Genomic DNA, 16,070 nt, shown 5'->3' with positions numbered 1-16,070 from the left:
TATGGTAGAACAGTTTCGGAGGAAGTCTCCCGAAGAAATCTTGAAATCCATTTCCAGGATGCATCGGGGCCGTCTGAAGATCATCCTGGGGGCAGTGAGCGGTTCTGGCAAAACCTATCATCTATTCATGGATGGACAGGGTCTGAAAAAACGGGGGATTGATGTGGTGATCGGAAGCACAGGCGACGCCACGCATTCGAAACTGGCGCAAAAGCTAGAGGGACTGGAAAGGATCCCGCCGATTACCTGGTATACCCGAGGGGAAGCGAGGCACGATCTGGATGTAGCCGCTATCGTCGATCGTGACCCGGAGGTGGTACTTGTAGATGGTTTGGCTCACCGGAATCGGCCAGATGCCCCTCTTCCCACACGCCTAGACGACGTGCAAGTTCTGCTGAACCACAATATTAGTGTCATTACCACCGTCAATATCTATGAATTGGCAGGCATGAAAGAGCTGGCAGAACGGCTGACCAAGACCGAAGTAAAAATCGAGCAGTGTGTGCCCGAAGATACGCTCTCGTTGGCAGATGAGGTGAAGCTGCTGGATGTGACGCCGGAAGCGATTCTGAAACGACTTCAGGAGGATGCAGGCAATCATCCCTTGTTTCGCAGAGACAACCTGCATGTACTAAGAGAGCTGGCGCTGCGTTTTGTAGCAACCGGAGTAAACGAGGATCTGGAGGAATACAGAGAAAAGCACGGCATGGTGGGAGCGTCAGGGGCAACGGAACGGATCATGGTATCGGTGCAGTATCACGGGAATGGGTCCATCTTGGTCAGGCGCGGACAACAGGTGGCCAAACGGCTCGGCGGAGAGCTGTTGGTCGTCTGTTTTCACCCAACGTCCAAAAAACGAACGAAGGAAGAGGCCACTTTCAGACGGGCTATTGTCAAGCTAGTTGATAAAGTGGGGGGAACATTCGAAGAACAACCGTTGCAGCGGGAAAAGGATGTAGCAAACGAGCTAGTCGCCTACGCGATGGAAAAAAACGTGACCCGGATCGTCATGGGTCAATCCAAGCGAACGCGTTGGGAAGAGATATGGTACGGCTCCATCGTCCATAAAATTCTGCGGCAAACAAAGAATATCGATATTTTTATCGTGGCTGATCGGTCTGAGCGAGACGGAGAGCGAGTCATTCCGACCAAACGTCTGGGAGCGTCGCCACCCAATCCCTACCGTCGTCTTTCTGAGGAAGAAATGGAACAGGAAATCGGGAAAATCAGGCGCGGTACCTTGAAAGTGTATGTGGGGGCAGCTCCTGGAGTCGGCAAAACCTATACAATGCTACGGGAAGGAAACGAGCTAGCCCAAAACGGGATCGATGTAGTGGTGGGTCTTTTGGAGACGCACGGGAGAAAGGAAACAAGCGAGCAAGTGAGCGGGCTTACCCTGATACCCCGCAAACGCATCCCCTATAAAAACGTGACCTTGGAGGAAATGGATACGGACGAGATTATTCGTCGCAATCCGGAAGTGGTGCTGGTGGATGAATTAGCCCATACGAACGTGCCGGGAAGCAAGTACGAGAAGCGGTATCAGGATGTGGAAAAGATTCTTTCGGCAGGTATTTCTGTCATTTCTACAATGAATATTCAGCACCTCGAAAGCTTAAACGACAGTGTGGAACAAATCACGGGCATCCGTGTACGGGAGACCGTTCCTGACCACATTCTGCATCAGGCAGATGAAGTAGAGCTCATTGATATCTCGCCCAAGGCATTGCGGCAACGAATGCGGGAGGGAAATATTTATGCGATGGAAAAGGTGGAACAGTCGCTGGCCAATTTCTTTAAAACAGGCAACCTGATCGCTCTGCGTGAATTAGCCTTGCGAGAAGTGGCAGATGACGTGGATGAGCGGTTGGAGGCGTGGGAGCGGCGAACACTGCGGGGGCCTTGGCGGCAGCAGGAAGTGATATTTGTCTGCGTCAATCTGCGTGCAGACAGCGAGCGCCTGATTCGCCGGGGGTTTCGCATTGCGTATCGACTGAAGGCATCCTGGCACGTAGCCTATGTTCAGGATCATGAGCCTTTAACTGAAGAGGAAAGGACCCAGTTGGAAAGGCTGAGGACACTCACGGAGCGGCTCGGAGGCCGTTTTGAACAGTACAAAGCAGCAAAGAGACGGAAGGTATTCACCAAGCTGGTACAACATATGGACGAAAAAGGGACGACTCAAGTGGTGATGGGTCAATCGGCGAGAACCAGGTGGAAAGAAATTCGTGAGGGTTCGGTCATTCAGCGATTGCTGCGGGAAGTTCGACACATGGATGTACTGGTTGTAGCCGATCATACACCCGATACGATGTGAGGGAGGATAACAATGGGCACAGCGAAAGAAGGGCGATGGGATAGAAGCATGGCAGAAGCCTATAGCCGTTTGGAGTGCCTGGCAGCAGAGTGTGCCATACGAGGGCAACCAAATCCTCCATGTACGGAGGAGCTCTTGTTTTACAAGTTGACTCAGGTGTATGTACAGGAAGAAGAGGTGCGCTTGCGGCAAAAATTAAAGCGGAAATCCTCGCAACGCATCTCCCGCGTCATGCACGAGACTGTCGGTGATTTTCTCTCCGATCGCTTGTCAGGACTTGCCTTTCAGGTTATCGATGGACTGCTTTATGTCAAAAGGGAGGAACGACTAGTAGCCGTGATCAAATGCATTCCCGATCTTGGTAGCTACGATACTCCCTCTTGGAATGCGACGATTGCCCGTTTCGTCAAGAAGTATCAAAAACGATACAAGCTAGCGCCAGAACAGTTGCTGTTTGTTGTGTGTTCTCTCGCTAAAAGTTTGGATGCAGCCCACGCCAAGGCTTTGACAGGGATCGAGGTCTGGAGCGGCACGGCGCTTACCACTCCGGCGTATCGGGATGCACTGCAAGCTTATGTCTGCAAATGCGTCGAAGCCATGGATGCGATTCCGAAGCCCCTGCAGCAGCTCTATTTTTTAAGTGCAGATATTCATCCGAATGCACTAGCGTATCAATTGATTCGGGGCGAATCAGCGTACCTGCCTGATCGGTGGTTAAGGCCATCAATTAGTGAGTTGATTCAGTTTTTGGAATCTAGGCTACGATAGATGGGTACATCCCCGTTCACATACTCGGCGGTGTATTGGCTACTCGCGCAATGGCCCCCTTATCTGATACACTATATATAAACGTTCGCTTATAAATGGAGAGATTCCGATCTTAAAGCGGAAGGCAATATAGAAGTGAATTCTGATGTGCTGGGGAGGAAGGGAACGATGTTTAAAAAAATCATGGCCAAGATGGGGATCGGTACTGCGAGAATCGATCTGAGACTGGATCGACCGGGATATCGTATGGGAGAAATGGCGACAGGGGTTATCCGCATTGAAGGTGGCAATGTCGAGCAGCGAATCATTGATCTGCGCGTGAATCTTCTGATGAAGGTATCCGTGCGAGGGCAAGACGTGATCAAGCAGGTCGAATCCTTCCCTGTGAAAAGCCAATTCACTGTGCAGCCGAAGCCGGCCGTCCAGGAAATCCCCTTTTCGTTTGCGCTGCCGGATGGATTGGCGATTTCTACGCCGTCTGTGCAGTACAATCTTCAAACCAAGCTGGATGTAGAGATGGCGGTTGATCCTACGGACATGGATCTGATCACGATCCTTCCACCCGAACCGGTAGACCGCGTCCTGCAAGCGCTGGAGAGAAACGATTTTCGTCAAAAGCCTCAATCAGGCAGGCTGACACCATATGGTCAGGAATTTTCCTTTTTCCCCGGGGCAGGGCTCGGTGTTCCGCTGAAGGAATTGGAAGTGATCTTCTTGGCGACTCCTGATGAACTGCGTCTGTTGATTGAACTGGATCTGGCGAACGGATTCATGGGACGTGAAAAGGAGTACAAAGCAGAGATCGTCGTACCGCAGGAGCTGCTGGCAGCTGGTCAGGAAGCAGCTTTGTCCCGTTATCTTCTGGACAAAATCCTCGAGTATGCCAACAATCCACAATCCATTCCTTACGTGTCGATGGCGGCGTTTCAACAAGGTGCAGCAGGATATGGGCAACCGGGCCAACGCCGTTCTGGAATGGGTGGCATGATCGGGGGCATGGCAGCTGGTCTTTTGGGCGGAATGCTGCTTAGCGAGATGATGTCCGGTATGGGCGATGAAATGGCTGGCGGCGAAATGGGAGAAGAAGAGCCGGCTATGGACGAAGAAATGGATATGGGTTTTGACGACTTCGATGAATTTTAATGGATGATGTTAGGAAGCCGCCTGTTGAAAGCGTAGCAGGGGGCTTTTTTGTTGTTCGGTCATCCATATTATGGTATCTTAGGGGAGTTCCATAGTCCGAGTCTGATGGAGGGAATGACGATTACGATAAGAATAAAAGGAATACCCCATTTTTCTGGAGCGTTTGTTTCCGGTTCTGAGATGGCACCAGATGCGTTTCGCAAGGCAGGGCTCGTTATGCAGCTGCAGGCGAAGGGCTTGGCCGTAGAGGATCAGGGCAATCTGAAGCTTCCGGATTATTTGCCGCGTCACAATATTCCGCCAGTTCGCAACTGGCCTGCACCGCGTATGGTGTGGGACCTTCTGTCAAAAGAGGCGGCAGAGTGGCTGGATCAGGATGACTTTCTGTTGATGCTGGGCGGGGATTGCAGTCTGATCGTGGGAACAGCCATCGCACTGCAACAGCAATACGGCGAACAGGCTTATTTGCTGGTCATGGATGGACACCTTGATGCGGTGGTGCCTTCTGCATCTCGTTGTATTGGAGCTGCAGGTATGGGACTGTGGTTCCTGCTGCAGGATCAGGGTGTCTGGATCGAGCGCTCAGGCTGGACAGCGGATCGGGTAAAGCTGGTCGGCTGCCAGAGAATGCCGGAAGAACATTTTGGGGTGGAGATCGTGACGCTTGACCAGCTTCAAGCCGATGATCTGGATCGTGTAATCAACGAGGTATTGGCATCGATCCCTGCAGATGCGAAAATCCTGGTCCATTTTGATGTCGATGTGATGAATAAGGAAGCGATGCCGGCTGCTTATGCGCCGAGTGAGACAGGAATCAGCGCCGATGAAGCACAGCGGCTTCTTACTCGTGTGCTGCAGGATCAGCGAGTGGTAGGGATGGAAGTGACGGAATTTTCCGCGCTGCGCGACACCACTGGCGAACAGGCGCAAAAGCTGGTTGAGATGATGGCATTGGCTTTGGAAGCGCGAGAGAGTAACTAGATTATACATGATAGATAGAGACATGCGGACAACGAAGGGGTTGTCCGCATTTTTACATACTAAACATATCGAACAAATTCGAAAGCAGGGGCTTTTCGATCAAAAAATTTTTTTCTTGTCACAAAATGACCTTCTTGTTTGTTATATGTGGCAATTGGAGGTGAGAAGGCTTGGATAATCACGAAATGGAACAGGTGATAAAGGGGGTCAGGGCGGGAGATATTGATCAATTCGGCATGATCATCGATGCGATGCAAAAACCGCTGTTCGTATACTGCTACCATATGCTGGGGCATCGGCAGGAAGCGGAGGATGCGGTCCAGGAGGTTTTTCTGAAAGCATTTGAGCGGTTGGACAGCTATCGTGAGACCGTTTCTTTTTCGGCATGGATGTATAAGATTGCGTACCATCATTGCCTCAACCTGTTGAGCAGGGCAAAGCTGAATCGCGTGGTTACTTTTTTGCGCGCAGGGATTCAGACGGTTAGCCGACATGAGGGGGAGAAACGGGTGGAAGCTGAAGAATATGTAAGCAATCCTCTTCATGTGGCCTTAACGAAGCTTTCTGCCAAGGAGCGCAACCTCCTGATCTTGCGCGTGGTGGAAGATCGCAGCTATGAAGAACTGGCATTGCTGCTGGATACAAAACCAGCTACGCTGCGCAAACAGTATGAACGTGCTTTGAAAAAATGCAAATCCACCATGATAGTGATGGAAGGCGGTGACCGTCATGACGCGATCTCAGAAGTCAGATGAGTGGAAACAACAGTTGATGGCCGCAGCCGAAGACTTCGATGTCAAGGATCGGGTTCTGCACAAAATAAAGGAACGGCAACAACAAATGGAGGGGAAACGAATGAAGAAAAGAATAAGCGTGATCGTGGCTGCCACTCTTGTTTTTGGGGTAACGTCTGCTTATGCAGCGATCAAGGTGCATGAATTAAAGAACGATCAAGGAGAAGCGGTGGTCAAAATAGAGAAGAGTGAAAATCAGCAGCCTGCCGCGGCAGAGCAAGTGATCAAAACCTTCGAGGACGTCCGGAATTCGCTTGAGCCGGGGGAAAGTGCCGCTGTATACTTCCCTGGTCCGGACAATCCGGATAAAAGAGTCTCCTTTACCAGAATGCCTGTCGTTCATGAGACATCTGCTGCGCTTCAAAACGAGGTTGGAGGTTTTTATGCAGTACCAGCTGAAATAGCAGGCGGCTACACATTTGTAAACGGTCATGTCGATTATCCTTTCAATTATCGTCAGCCAGAGCTGTTCGCAGAAATGTACGAGGAAGCAGAAAAGGAAAAGAAAGTCGTCGTGGTTCGGAAGGTATCACCTGAGCCAAAAATTGAGAGAGTGGTGACGACGTACAAAGGAAACGCCGGGGAAGCAATGATTACGGTCACGAACTTTGAGGGAATGAAATACATCTCGGAGGAGACGGGACCGGATGCAGTCGTGGAAAAAGTAAAGGTGCAAAATAAAGAGGCCATTTATATGGCAAGCAAGCTCATGGATGGAACGGATCAAAAGGTTGTGAAGTTTTACCAGGATGACAAAAAGAGGCTTTTCGAGGTCATTGCGATGAAGCCAACCATGACGAAAGAAGATTTGCTGGCGATTGCGGAAGTGCTGAGATAAAGGACGCCTTTATAATGACAGAATGAAGATGATCATGAAAGAGCCGTGCGGACAACGATAAAGTTGTCCGTCTTTTTTTGCTTTCTTTCCTGACATACAGATGTCAACAAGGATGTCTTATGATCAAGTCAAAACGTGCAACACACAGCTATAAAAAGGAAAGGGATGAAATCAAGTGGCGATTTCACAGAACAAGATTGGACTTATCGTTGCAGGGCTTCTGCTCTCTATTCTGATGGCGTCCATGGACAATACCATCGTGGCAACAGCGATGGGAACGATCGTAGGTGAGATGGGTGGGCTCGACAAATTTATCTGGGTAACTTCTGCCTATATGGTGGCGGAGATGGCGGGTATGCCCATCTTCGGCAAGTTGTCGGATATGTACGGGCGCAAGCGTTTTTTTGTCTTCGGCATCGTTGTCTTCATGCTCGGCTCAGCCTTGTGCGGAATGGCCGAATCGATCGTTCAACTCAGTATCTACAGAGCAATTCAGGGTATTGGTGCCGGAGCGATGGTATCAATCGCGTTTACGATCATGTTCGATGTCGTTGCACCGAAGGATCGCGGAAAGATGACAGGCATGTTTGGCGCTGTATTCGGATTGTCGAGTATTTTGGCTCCCTTGCTAGGTGGGTACATCACGGATCAATTACATTGGGCTTGGATTTTCTACATTAATCTGCCGCTAGGATTGCTTGCTTTCGTCTTGATCCTGTTTTTCTACAAAGAGTCGATTGAGCATTCCAGGCAAAAGATCGATATTCTGGGCGCGGTCCTGTTGGTCGGAGCCGTTGTCTGCCTCATGCTGGGCTTGGAACTCGGGGGCAAAGAATACGCATGGAGCTCGCCACAAATCGTCAGTCTGTTTGCAGGATTTGTGATTCTGACCGCCTTACTGGTCTACGTGGAGAGGCGCGCTGTTGAGCCGATTATTTCCTTTCGGATGTTTCGCAGCCGTCTCTATACGACGAGCAATCTCATTGGGATGCTCAGTGGGGCCGCATTTATGACAGCTTCAGTCTATATCCCGATTTTCATCCAGGGCGTACTTGGCGGCAGTGCGACGAATTCCGGTTTCGTGCTGCTGCCAATGATGGTGGCTTCGGTAGTGACCGCTACTGTGGGCGGTTTCCTGATGACGAAGCTGTCGTACCGAATGATCCTGATCCCGACGCTCGCCCTCTTTATTGTGGGGCTCGCGCTTCTGGCGACATTGACAAAGGAATCACCAGGCTATCTGATTACGATTTATATGATCGTGATCGGGTTGGGCATTGGCTCATCCTTCTCCGTACTCAGCAATGCTGCTGTCCATTCCTTTCCGGCTACGCAGCGAGGAGCAGCCAGCTCAACGCTGAATTTCAACCGATCGCTTGGCATGACACTCGGCATCACGATATTCGGCATCCTGCAAAGTCATTTGCTCACGAGCAATCTGACGAGCATCTTTCGCGGCAGCTCCGCTTCTGCTATTCCGCATAACGTGGACTTTCACGACCCGCATGTTCTGCTCAATCCGACTATTCGCCAATCGATGGATGGGCAGGTGTTGGGCAAGATTTTGGATGGCTTGTCATCCTCTATTGTCACAACGTTTACGTGGGGACTCATCCCGGCATTTCTGGCGCTGGCAGCAGCGTTCATGATGAGTAAAGAGAAGTTGGACCCGATTGCACGAGAAGACAGCTATTCTTCTTCCCGCTAATCAAGATCAACGAAGGAGGACCATTCCTTTCTGACTCGATACACGTATTGCCTAGTCTGAATTATGATAGAAGGATCAGATTCTGGTAGGGGGGAAATCGATGAAACTCGAACGGCTGATGGCCATCACTATCATTCTCTTAAACCGAAAGCGCGTACAGGCACAAGAATTGGCAGATCGAATGGAAGTGTCGCTTCGCACCATTTACCGTGACCTGGAGTCACTGAATCTCGCGGGCATTCCCATCGTGTCCTATACGGGTACAGAAGGCGGCTATGAAATCATGGACAGCTTCCGTCTGGACCGGCAGCTGCTCTCTTTTGACGAGTTGATGGCGCTATTTACCGCACTGCGTGGCCTTCAATCCACACAGGCGATGGACGATTCGAGCATGGACCGATTACTTGAAAAGGTCGGAGCATTAATCTCTCGAACGGAGCAAGGGCGTTTGGTTGAACGAGAGCAAATGATGGTGGATTTTACCCCGTGGAGAACGAGTGAGGCAGAAAGAAAAAAGATAGATACCCTGAACAAAGCCGTCCAAGAAAAAAAGTTGATCCGTTTTGCTTATACGGATGGGCAAGGTCAAGAAACCGAGCGTTGCGTGGAGCCGATGGGTCTGGTGCTCAAGGGGTATAAGTGGTATCTGCACGGTTACTGTTTGGAGCGGGAGGATTATCGGATATTTAGACTCTCGCGGATTCGGGATTTGCTGGAGCTGGAAGAATCATTTCAGCGCCGGGACATCGAACTCGCGGCACTGAATGAAAAGTGGATACAACCACCGTCCCAAACGCAGCGTCAGGTCGGGGTTGTCCTGCATTTTTCCAATACGGTCAAAGTAGCAGTTGCGGATCGATTTGACGAGGATGAGATCGAACGGCTGCTGGATGGTTCATTTCTAGTAAGGACTACCCTGCTTGATCAAGAGCGGCTGATAGGCTTTTTACTTACCTTCAGAAGTGAGCTGCGGATTTTGGAGCCAGCGCATTTGGCGGCTGCTGTCCGAAAGGCAGCTTTAGATATAGCGGGTCTGTACCTTGAATCGGGAGAGCTTGCAGAACAGTAGGAGGAAGGGTTGATCCATGAGTCTTCAGCGGAAAGTAGCGATCGTTACAGGCGGATCACGCGGCATTGGACGTGCTGCATCGCTAATCTTTGCAGAACGGGGAGCAAAGGTGGTGGTCAATTACGTCGCGAATGTCACGAGTGCCTGGGAGGTAGTGTCTGAAATCGAGGCAAATGGTGGCGAAGCAATCGCGTGGCAAGCGGATGTTCGTCAGGCAGATTCGTTTACACGGCTGGTAGATACAACTGTGGAGACCTTTGGCCGCATTGATATCCTGGTTAGCAACGCCAACATGAGCTTTACAGCTAAGCCTTTTGCCGAGATGTCTTGGGATGCATTCTCGCAAAAAATGCAGGATGAGCTAAAAGCAGCCTTCGTGACGACAAAAGCTGTCACACCGATCATGAATCAGCAAAAACACGGACGCATCATCTACATTTCTAGCAGCTTGGGGAAAGATCCATCCCCGTATATGATCGCTCATGGAACGGCAAAGGGCGCCCTGGATACTTTTGCTTGCTATATCGCACAAGAATTCGGTTCCAGCGGCATCACGGCCAACGTCGTGGCGCCCGGTCTTGTACGGACAGAGGCTACAGCAGGGATGTCAGAGGAAGAAAAACAAGTAATCGGCAATTTTACCCCGCTTGGACGTATAGCGGAACCAGAGGATGTGGCAGGTGTGATTGCTTTTTTAGCGAGTGAAGATGCTCGGTTCGTTACCGGAACGTACACGCCTGTTACAGGTGGACTTTCAATGGAATAATACAACACGATCACCAACACTCCCCTTGGCTGCTCAAAAAGCGCGAACAGGCACATTGGATGGGCTATCCGCGTATACCTAGTAGGCAACGGGAAAGAGGTGACCACATATGAGCGGATGGCTATCACTCCTGCTCGTTTCCCTGGCCATCAGTATGGACAGTGTAAGTGTTGGCTTGACGTACGGTTTACGGAAAATGAAAATGCCGTTTTTGTCTCTCGTCGTGGTATCAGGTTGTTCATTCGCGGTCGTCTACGGGGTTATGCTGGTAGGCTCTTCACTTACCTCCTGGCTCACTCCTGAGATCGGGCAGCATGTGGGTGCCGCTGTTTTGATCGGGATGGGGTTGTTTACCCTGTGGCGACTTTTTTCATCTGATTCCAAACCTGAAGCGAAGCAGGAGGAACCTCCTGCCGCAAGCATGACCGAACAGGGGGAGCCAGAGCGTACTGTGCTGTCTCAGTTTCGTATCTTTGGTGTGATGATTCAGATCTTGCGAGATCCGTCTCAGGCGGACGCTGACCGCTCAGGGCACATCATGGGCTGGGAAGCCGTCATGCTTGGGCTTGCCTTGTCTCTGGATGCGTTTGGGGCAGGGATTAGTTTGACGTTTTTAGGGTATGATCCGCTGCTCGTCTCTCTTTGTATTGCCTTGATGAGTGCTTTCTTGCTGTGGACAGGTTTGGCTATGGGACGTCGGGTAGGACAACATAACTGGGTCGCCAAACTGACCTGGCTGCCCCCTGTTTTGTTGATCTGCATTGGCGTGGCAAAAATCTTTTAAATAACCAGCATGTCTGACCCGTCCTCTCCAAGGGACGGGTTGTTTTATTTTTCAGCTCGTCTGCATACACATGAAAATGAGTGAGAAGTGGATGGAGGAGATGCAGGTGGATTCACAGCAGCCAATTCGAAAATGGTACACGCTGGCGGCAGCCGACGTGACCGAAGCCCTTCAGAGTGATGCGTCACAGGGACTGACTCAACAGGAGGCAGAGCGGAGGCTGGCAAAACACGGCGCCAACAAGTTGGCTGAAAGCAAGAAAAAGCCTCTCTATACGGTCTTTCTCGATCAGTTCAAGGATTTCATGGTTGTCATTCTTTTTATTGCCACGTTGATTTCGTATTTTCTCGGCGAGTACCTGGATGCAATCACCATCATCGCGATCATTATCATCAATGGTGTGTTGGGCTTCATCCAGGAAGCCAGGGCTGAACGCTCCCTGCAGGCATTGAAGGAGCTCGCTTCTCCGATGGCGCGTGTCATGCGGGATGGTCATCTCTCCATGATGCCTGCTTCGCGCTTGGTCCCTGGCGATTTGGTCCTGCTGGAAGCCGGCGATCGGGTACCTGCAGACCTGAGACTGATCACGGCCAATCGCCTGGAGATTGAAGAGTCGGCTCTGACCGGAGAGTCACTTCCGGTCGGGAAAATGTCCAGGAAGCTGGAGCATGCCGTAGCTACCCAAGTTCCGTTGGGCGATCAGAAGAATCTTGGTTTTATGGGCACGATGGTCACGGGGGGTACGGGCAGCGGGATTGTGGTCGAGACAGGCATGAATACCGAGATTGGGAAAATTGCTCATTTGATGAATACGGCAGAAGAAGTGGAAACCCCGCTGCAGGTGCGGCTGGAGCAGATGGGCAAGCTTTTGGTCGTAGTGGCGATCCTGTTGACGATTGTGGTGATTGTCGCAGGAATCTGGCATGGTCACGAGCTGTTCACGATGTTCCTCGCCGGAGTGAGTCTCGCGGTGGCTGCCATTCCTGAAGGGCTGCCTGCGATTGTGACCGTGGCGCTGGCGCTTGGTGTCCAAAGGATGATTCGGCGCAACGCGATTGTCCGCAAGCTGCCATCGGTAGAGACACTGGGGTGCGCTTCCGTTATTTGCTCAGACAAAACAGGCACCTTGACGCAGAATAAAATGACGGTTACGCATGTATGGCATAGCGATACGATGTACGAGGTGAGCGGGAGCGGCTACGATCCTCAGGGATCTTTTCACCAGCAGGGGAAAACGGTCTCTGTGGCTCGGGATGGCGCCCTGAATCAAATATTGCGCATTGCCGATCGTTGCAACAACGCGAGGTTGACCAGCGAAGAGCAGAGTGCGCGAAAGCTGTTGGGTATGGGCAAGACGACGCGTACCTGGCATATAGTCGGTGATCCGACAGAGGGAGCGCTGAAGGTGCTGGCCGCCAAAGCGCAAAACGGAAGTGTCGAGCGTGGGAAAAATGGGCAGCAGGCTGATCGGGTAGAGGAGTTTCCTTTTGACTCCGACCGCAAAATGATGTCCGTCGTAGAAAAAGGCTCGGATGGGACCTTTACCCTTTTGTCCAAGGGGGCAGTGGAGTCCGTCTTATCCCGATCCACGCACATTCTCTGGAAAGGGGAGCTGCAACCTCTCTCCGCTACACTGCGCCATCAGGTGCTGGATCAGACGGAGCGGATGGCAGCACGTGCTTTGCGTGTTCTCGCTTTTGGCTATCGGCAGCTGCAAGGCTATCGACCTGGTCAGGCGATCGGAGTGATGGAAAATCATCTCGTCTTCGTGGGACTGGTCGGCATGATCGATCCTCCGCGGGAAGAGGTTCGTCCCGCGATCGAGCTGTGCCATCAGGCGGGCATCAAGACGGTCATGATTACGGGCGACCACAAGGTGACAGCAGAGGCGATCGCACGCCAGATTGGCATGATGCGCGGATACGGCGAAGTCTTGGAGGGCCGTGAGCTGGATCACATGTCTGACGCGCAGCTAGTGGAGTACGCCGACCGCATTTCCGTCTACGCTCGTGTCTCGCCGGAGCACAAGCTGCGGATTGTCCGTGCCCTGCAGAGCAAAGGGCATGTAGTGGCGATGACAGGGGATGGCGTGAACGATGCGCCAGCGATCAAGACGTCCGATATCGGAATTGCGATGGGGATTACAGGAACGGACGTCACCAAGGAAGCAGCCGATCTGGTACTGCGCGATGACAACTTCGCCACGATCGTCTCTGCTGTAGAGGAAGGGCGCAACATCTACGACAACATTCGCAAGTTTATCCGCTATCTGCTGGCCTCCAACGTAGGGGAAATACTCGTCATGTTCTTCGCCATGCTGTTGGGTCTGCCGCTGCCTCTCGTGCCGATCCAGATTCTGTGGGTAAACCTCGTGACAGATGGATTGCCGGCGATGGCATTGGGGGTCGATCCGGCAGAGCGGGATACGATGTACCAGAAGCCGCGCAACAAGAATGAAAATATTTTCAGTCGAGGTCTAGGGTGGAAAATTATCAGCCGTGGATTTTTGATCGGTGCGATGACCTTGCTCGCGTTCTGGCTTACCCTGAAAGAAAATCCGGACGATCTGGTGCATGCACAGACCGTTGCCTTCGTCACCTTGGTGATGGCGCAGCTGATTCATGTCTTTGACTGCCGCAGTCAGTACAGCGTCTTCCACCGCAACATTTTTGAAAATAAATACCTGGTGTGGGCAGTGGTCTCTTCCCTGGTACTGGTGCTGGGTGTCGTCTACATTGATTCCCTGCAGCCGATCTTCAAAACCACTGACCTGAATGTGCGTGATTGGGCTTTGATCCTCGTCACATCGGGCATACCAACCTTTGTGGCAGGTATAGGTGGAGTATTGTTTGGCGGGCGTCCAAAAGAAAAGCGCGCACCCAAGAAAAAAAGCTCGTCCATGCGTACCGTTCGCTCCTAGTCCGTGACGAGCTGACCGGTACCGTCAAGCAGGAAAGAGGGATCGCTTGTGCGCTATAAAAGAAGCCGTTGGGCGAGGCGAATGAGACAAATGGTCGCGGTATTCCTGATCACCCTAGCGATTCTGGTCGCACTGTTTTTCATTGCGGAGCGTAGGCTGCAGCCTACGCTCATGCTGATCGCGCAAGCCAAGGCAGAGCAGATCGCCAAGCTGGCCATTTCTGATGCCGTGACGAAAAGGATTAGCCAGCAAGGTGTGGATTTCAATCAGATCGTCACCATGGAAAAGGATAAAGAGGGGACCATCAATGCGGTCAATTTTAACTTCAAGGAGTATTCCCGGATTGTGGGGGAAACGACCTCCCGTATCCAAAATCGCCTCAAGGAGTTCGAGGAAGAGCATACCCAGACGAGCATTCCGCTCGGCGTGGCGACCAAAAACGTCTTCCTGGAGCATATTGGTCCGGACATTCCGATCTCCTTCGTACCGATTGGGGCTGTCAAAACGCGTCTGGAAACGAGGATGAAGCAGGCTGGCATCAACATGGTGCTGGTGACGGTCTACATCAACGTGGAGGTCAATCTGCGCATCATTATTCCGTTCGCTACCGAGCAGCACTTGGTCACCACCACGATCCCGATCACAGAAGCCTTGATCGTAGGAAAGGTCCCGCAGTATCTCTACAACAATCCCACGGGCAAACCAGATGTCCCGATGCCGCGAAATGCATACTCCATTGATCCGGCGCAATAACCTTGAAACGTTTCATGCATGTCTCCGTCACATAGAATGACACACTAATGAAATCAACGACAGGTAAATGGAGGCTGAAAAGCATGAAAAAGGTACGCACAGGCATGATGACACTGGCCGCGTTGGCCGTTTTAGGGACAAATATGGTAACTGTGTCCGCACAGGACAAACAACTTTCCATCGAGATCAATGGCAAGAAAATGGAATCGATGGCGATTATGGATCAAAGTCAGCAAACCGTCCTGGTACCCCTTCGCGATGTCGCGGAATCTCTGGGCTTCCAGGTGACGTGGAATGCGGCAGCCAAAGCAGCAGAGGTTAGCAAAGGCGATATCAGCGGGCAGGTTAAACTGAACGAGGTCCGCGACCCTGCAGGTGTACAAGACAAAATGTTCCGCCCAGAGCCCCGTCTGTACAATGGAAATACGTATGTTCCAGTGGGCTTCGTGGCCGAGGTACTGCAGGCAGAAGTCAACGTCACGGATGATTCGGTTACCGTAACGGAAGAATCCGAGGTGGCACCTGTGAAAAAAGGCACCATTACAACCATTAACAAAAACGACAAAGGACAGATCTCGATTCTCCTGAATGGCTATCAGACGGGTATCATCCTGCACCTGAGCGAGGAAACGAAGATTACCTCGGCAGATGGCAAGGAGCTGAAGCCTGAGGATCTGAAGATGGGTATGGAAGTAGAGGCAACCCACCCGAATTTCATGGCGTTGAGTATGCCTCCACAAGCAGGAGCAATCAGCATCGTGGTGAAGAGCAGCCTGGAATCTGAAGATGTATTGGGTACGGCTGGCAGGGTAGTCAGTGTAGAGAAGGACCAAGCTGGCGACGGTGCAACCAAAATCACCGTAGAGGGCGATGCCCTGACCCAAGAATCACAGGCACATGTAGCGTTGTTGATCACTGAGGATACGGTTATCGTCAACGCGCGTGACCAGCAACGCTTGAAGCCAGAGGATCTCAAGCCCGAGATGAAGGTGTACGCTTTCTACGGACCAAAGCTGACCCGCAGTCTGCCACCGCAAGGAGTAGCGGAAAAGATCGTGGTCGAGATCGTAGAGGAAAACAAATAATTAGGAGAAGTGGTTCGGCGCTACCCGAGCCGCTTCTTTTTTTGTACTATCGGAAAGTTTAAGTGCGTTAAAGAGATTAGCGGAAGATAGTATAAGTGCAACTAAGGCTCCGCCAAAAGCTTGGCGTAGCCAAGTTTTCTAATG

The 16,070-nt window shown here is 51.6% G+C and carries 13 protein-coding genes; all 13 read left to right on the top strand.

Translation table 11 applies throughout. The annotated features are described in order from the left end of the window. Nucleotide 1: 1 nt before the first annotated feature. The 13 genes from EDM52_RS13310 to EDM52_RS13250 all read left to right on the top strand — a co-directional run bounded on the left by EDM52_RS13310 (nucleotide 2) and on the right by EDM52_RS13250 (nucleotide 15,926). Nucleotides 2-2,317 carry a universal stress protein gene (locus EDM52_RS13310; RefSeq protein WP_122909473.1) on the top strand — a complete coding sequence of 772 codons (2,316 nt, stop codon included), beginning with the start codon at nucleotides 2-4 and terminating at the stop codon, nucleotides 2,315-2,317. Nucleotides 2,318-2,329: 12 nt separating this feature from the next. Further along, on the top strand, nucleotides 2,330-3,085 hold the full coding sequence (locus EDM52_RS13305; protein ID WP_122909472.1) for a hypothetical protein: 756 nt from the start codon (nucleotides 2,330-2,332) through the stop codon (nucleotides 3,083-3,085). A gap of 168 nt (nucleotides 3,086-3,253) precedes the next feature. Continuing rightward, nucleotides 3,254-4,228, top strand: coding sequence for a sporulation protein (locus tag EDM52_RS13300; RefSeq protein WP_122909471.1), 975 nt, complete (start codon nucleotides 3,254-3,256; stop codon nucleotides 4,226-4,228). Nucleotides 4,229-4,279: 51 nt separating this feature from the next. Further along, entirely contained in the window at nucleotides 4,280-5,209 is a 930-nt protein-coding gene (locus tag EDM52_RS13295) for an arginase family protein (RefSeq protein ID WP_245996904.1), read from the top strand. A gap of 170 nt (nucleotides 5,210-5,379) precedes the next feature. Beyond that, nucleotides 5,380-5,964 (top strand): RNA polymerase sigma factor, encoded by a 585-nt coding sequence (locus tag EDM52_RS13290; RefSeq protein WP_122909470.1) that lies wholly within the window; start codon nucleotides 5,380-5,382, stop codon nucleotides 5,962-5,964. After that, a complete protein-coding gene (locus EDM52_RS13285) occupies nucleotides 5,939-6,841 on the top strand; it encodes a hypothetical protein (protein ID WP_122909469.1) in 903 nt (300 codons plus the stop codon). Before EDM52_RS13290 ends, EDM52_RS13285 begins: the two co-directional genes overlap by 26 nt. A gap of 175 nt (nucleotides 6,842-7,016) precedes the next feature. Further along, nucleotides 7,017-8,549 carry an MDR family MFS transporter gene (locus EDM52_RS13280; RefSeq protein WP_122909468.1) on the top strand — a complete coding sequence of 511 codons (1,533 nt, stop codon included), beginning with the start codon at nucleotides 7,017-7,019 and terminating at the stop codon, nucleotides 8,547-8,549. Between the two features lie 100 nt (nucleotides 8,550-8,649). Beyond that, nucleotides 8,650-9,618 (top strand): helix-turn-helix transcriptional regulator, encoded by a 969-nt coding sequence (locus EDM52_RS13275; protein WP_122909467.1) that lies wholly within the window; start codon nucleotides 8,650-8,652, stop codon nucleotides 9,616-9,618. A gap of 16 nt (nucleotides 9,619-9,634) precedes the next feature. After that, complete coding sequence (locus EDM52_RS13270; protein WP_122909466.1) at nucleotides 9,635-10,384, top strand: SDR family NAD(P)-dependent oxidoreductase; 750 nt, start codon at nucleotides 9,635-9,637, stop codon at nucleotides 10,382-10,384. 109 nt (nucleotides 10,385-10,493) lie between these two features. Then, nucleotides 10,494-11,168 (top strand): sporulation membrane protein YtaF, encoded by a 675-nt coding sequence (ytaF, locus tag EDM52_RS13265; protein ID WP_122909465.1) that lies wholly within the window; start codon nucleotides 10,494-10,496, stop codon nucleotides 11,166-11,168. Nucleotides 11,169-11,259: 91 nt separating this feature from the next. Next, on the top strand, nucleotides 11,260-14,088 hold the full coding sequence (locus EDM52_RS13260; RefSeq protein ID WP_420866959.1) for a calcium-translocating P-type ATPase, SERCA-type: 2,829 nt from the start codon (nucleotides 11,260-11,262) through the stop codon (nucleotides 14,086-14,088). An 81-nt stretch (nucleotides 14,089-14,169) separates the two neighbouring features. Then, entirely contained in the window at nucleotides 14,170-14,841 is a 672-nt protein-coding gene (gene yunB, locus EDM52_RS13255) for a sporulation protein YunB (protein WP_415783065.1), read from the top strand. A gap of 83 nt (nucleotides 14,842-14,924) precedes the next feature. Next, nucleotides 14,925-15,926, top strand: a complete 1,002-nt coding sequence (locus EDM52_RS13250; protein ID WP_122909463.1) for a copper amine oxidase N-terminal domain-containing protein — start codon at nucleotides 14,925-14,927, stop codon at nucleotides 15,924-15,926. The last annotated feature ends 144 nt before the right edge of the window (nucleotides 15,927-16,070 follow it).

The sequence above is a fragment of the Brevibacillus invocatus genome (genome assembly GCF_003710915.1).
GTDB classification, from domain to species: Bacteria; Bacillota; Bacilli; order Brevibacillales; family Brevibacillaceae; genus Brevibacillus; species Brevibacillus invocatus.
This window is presented reverse-complemented; position numbering and strand designations above follow the sequence as displayed.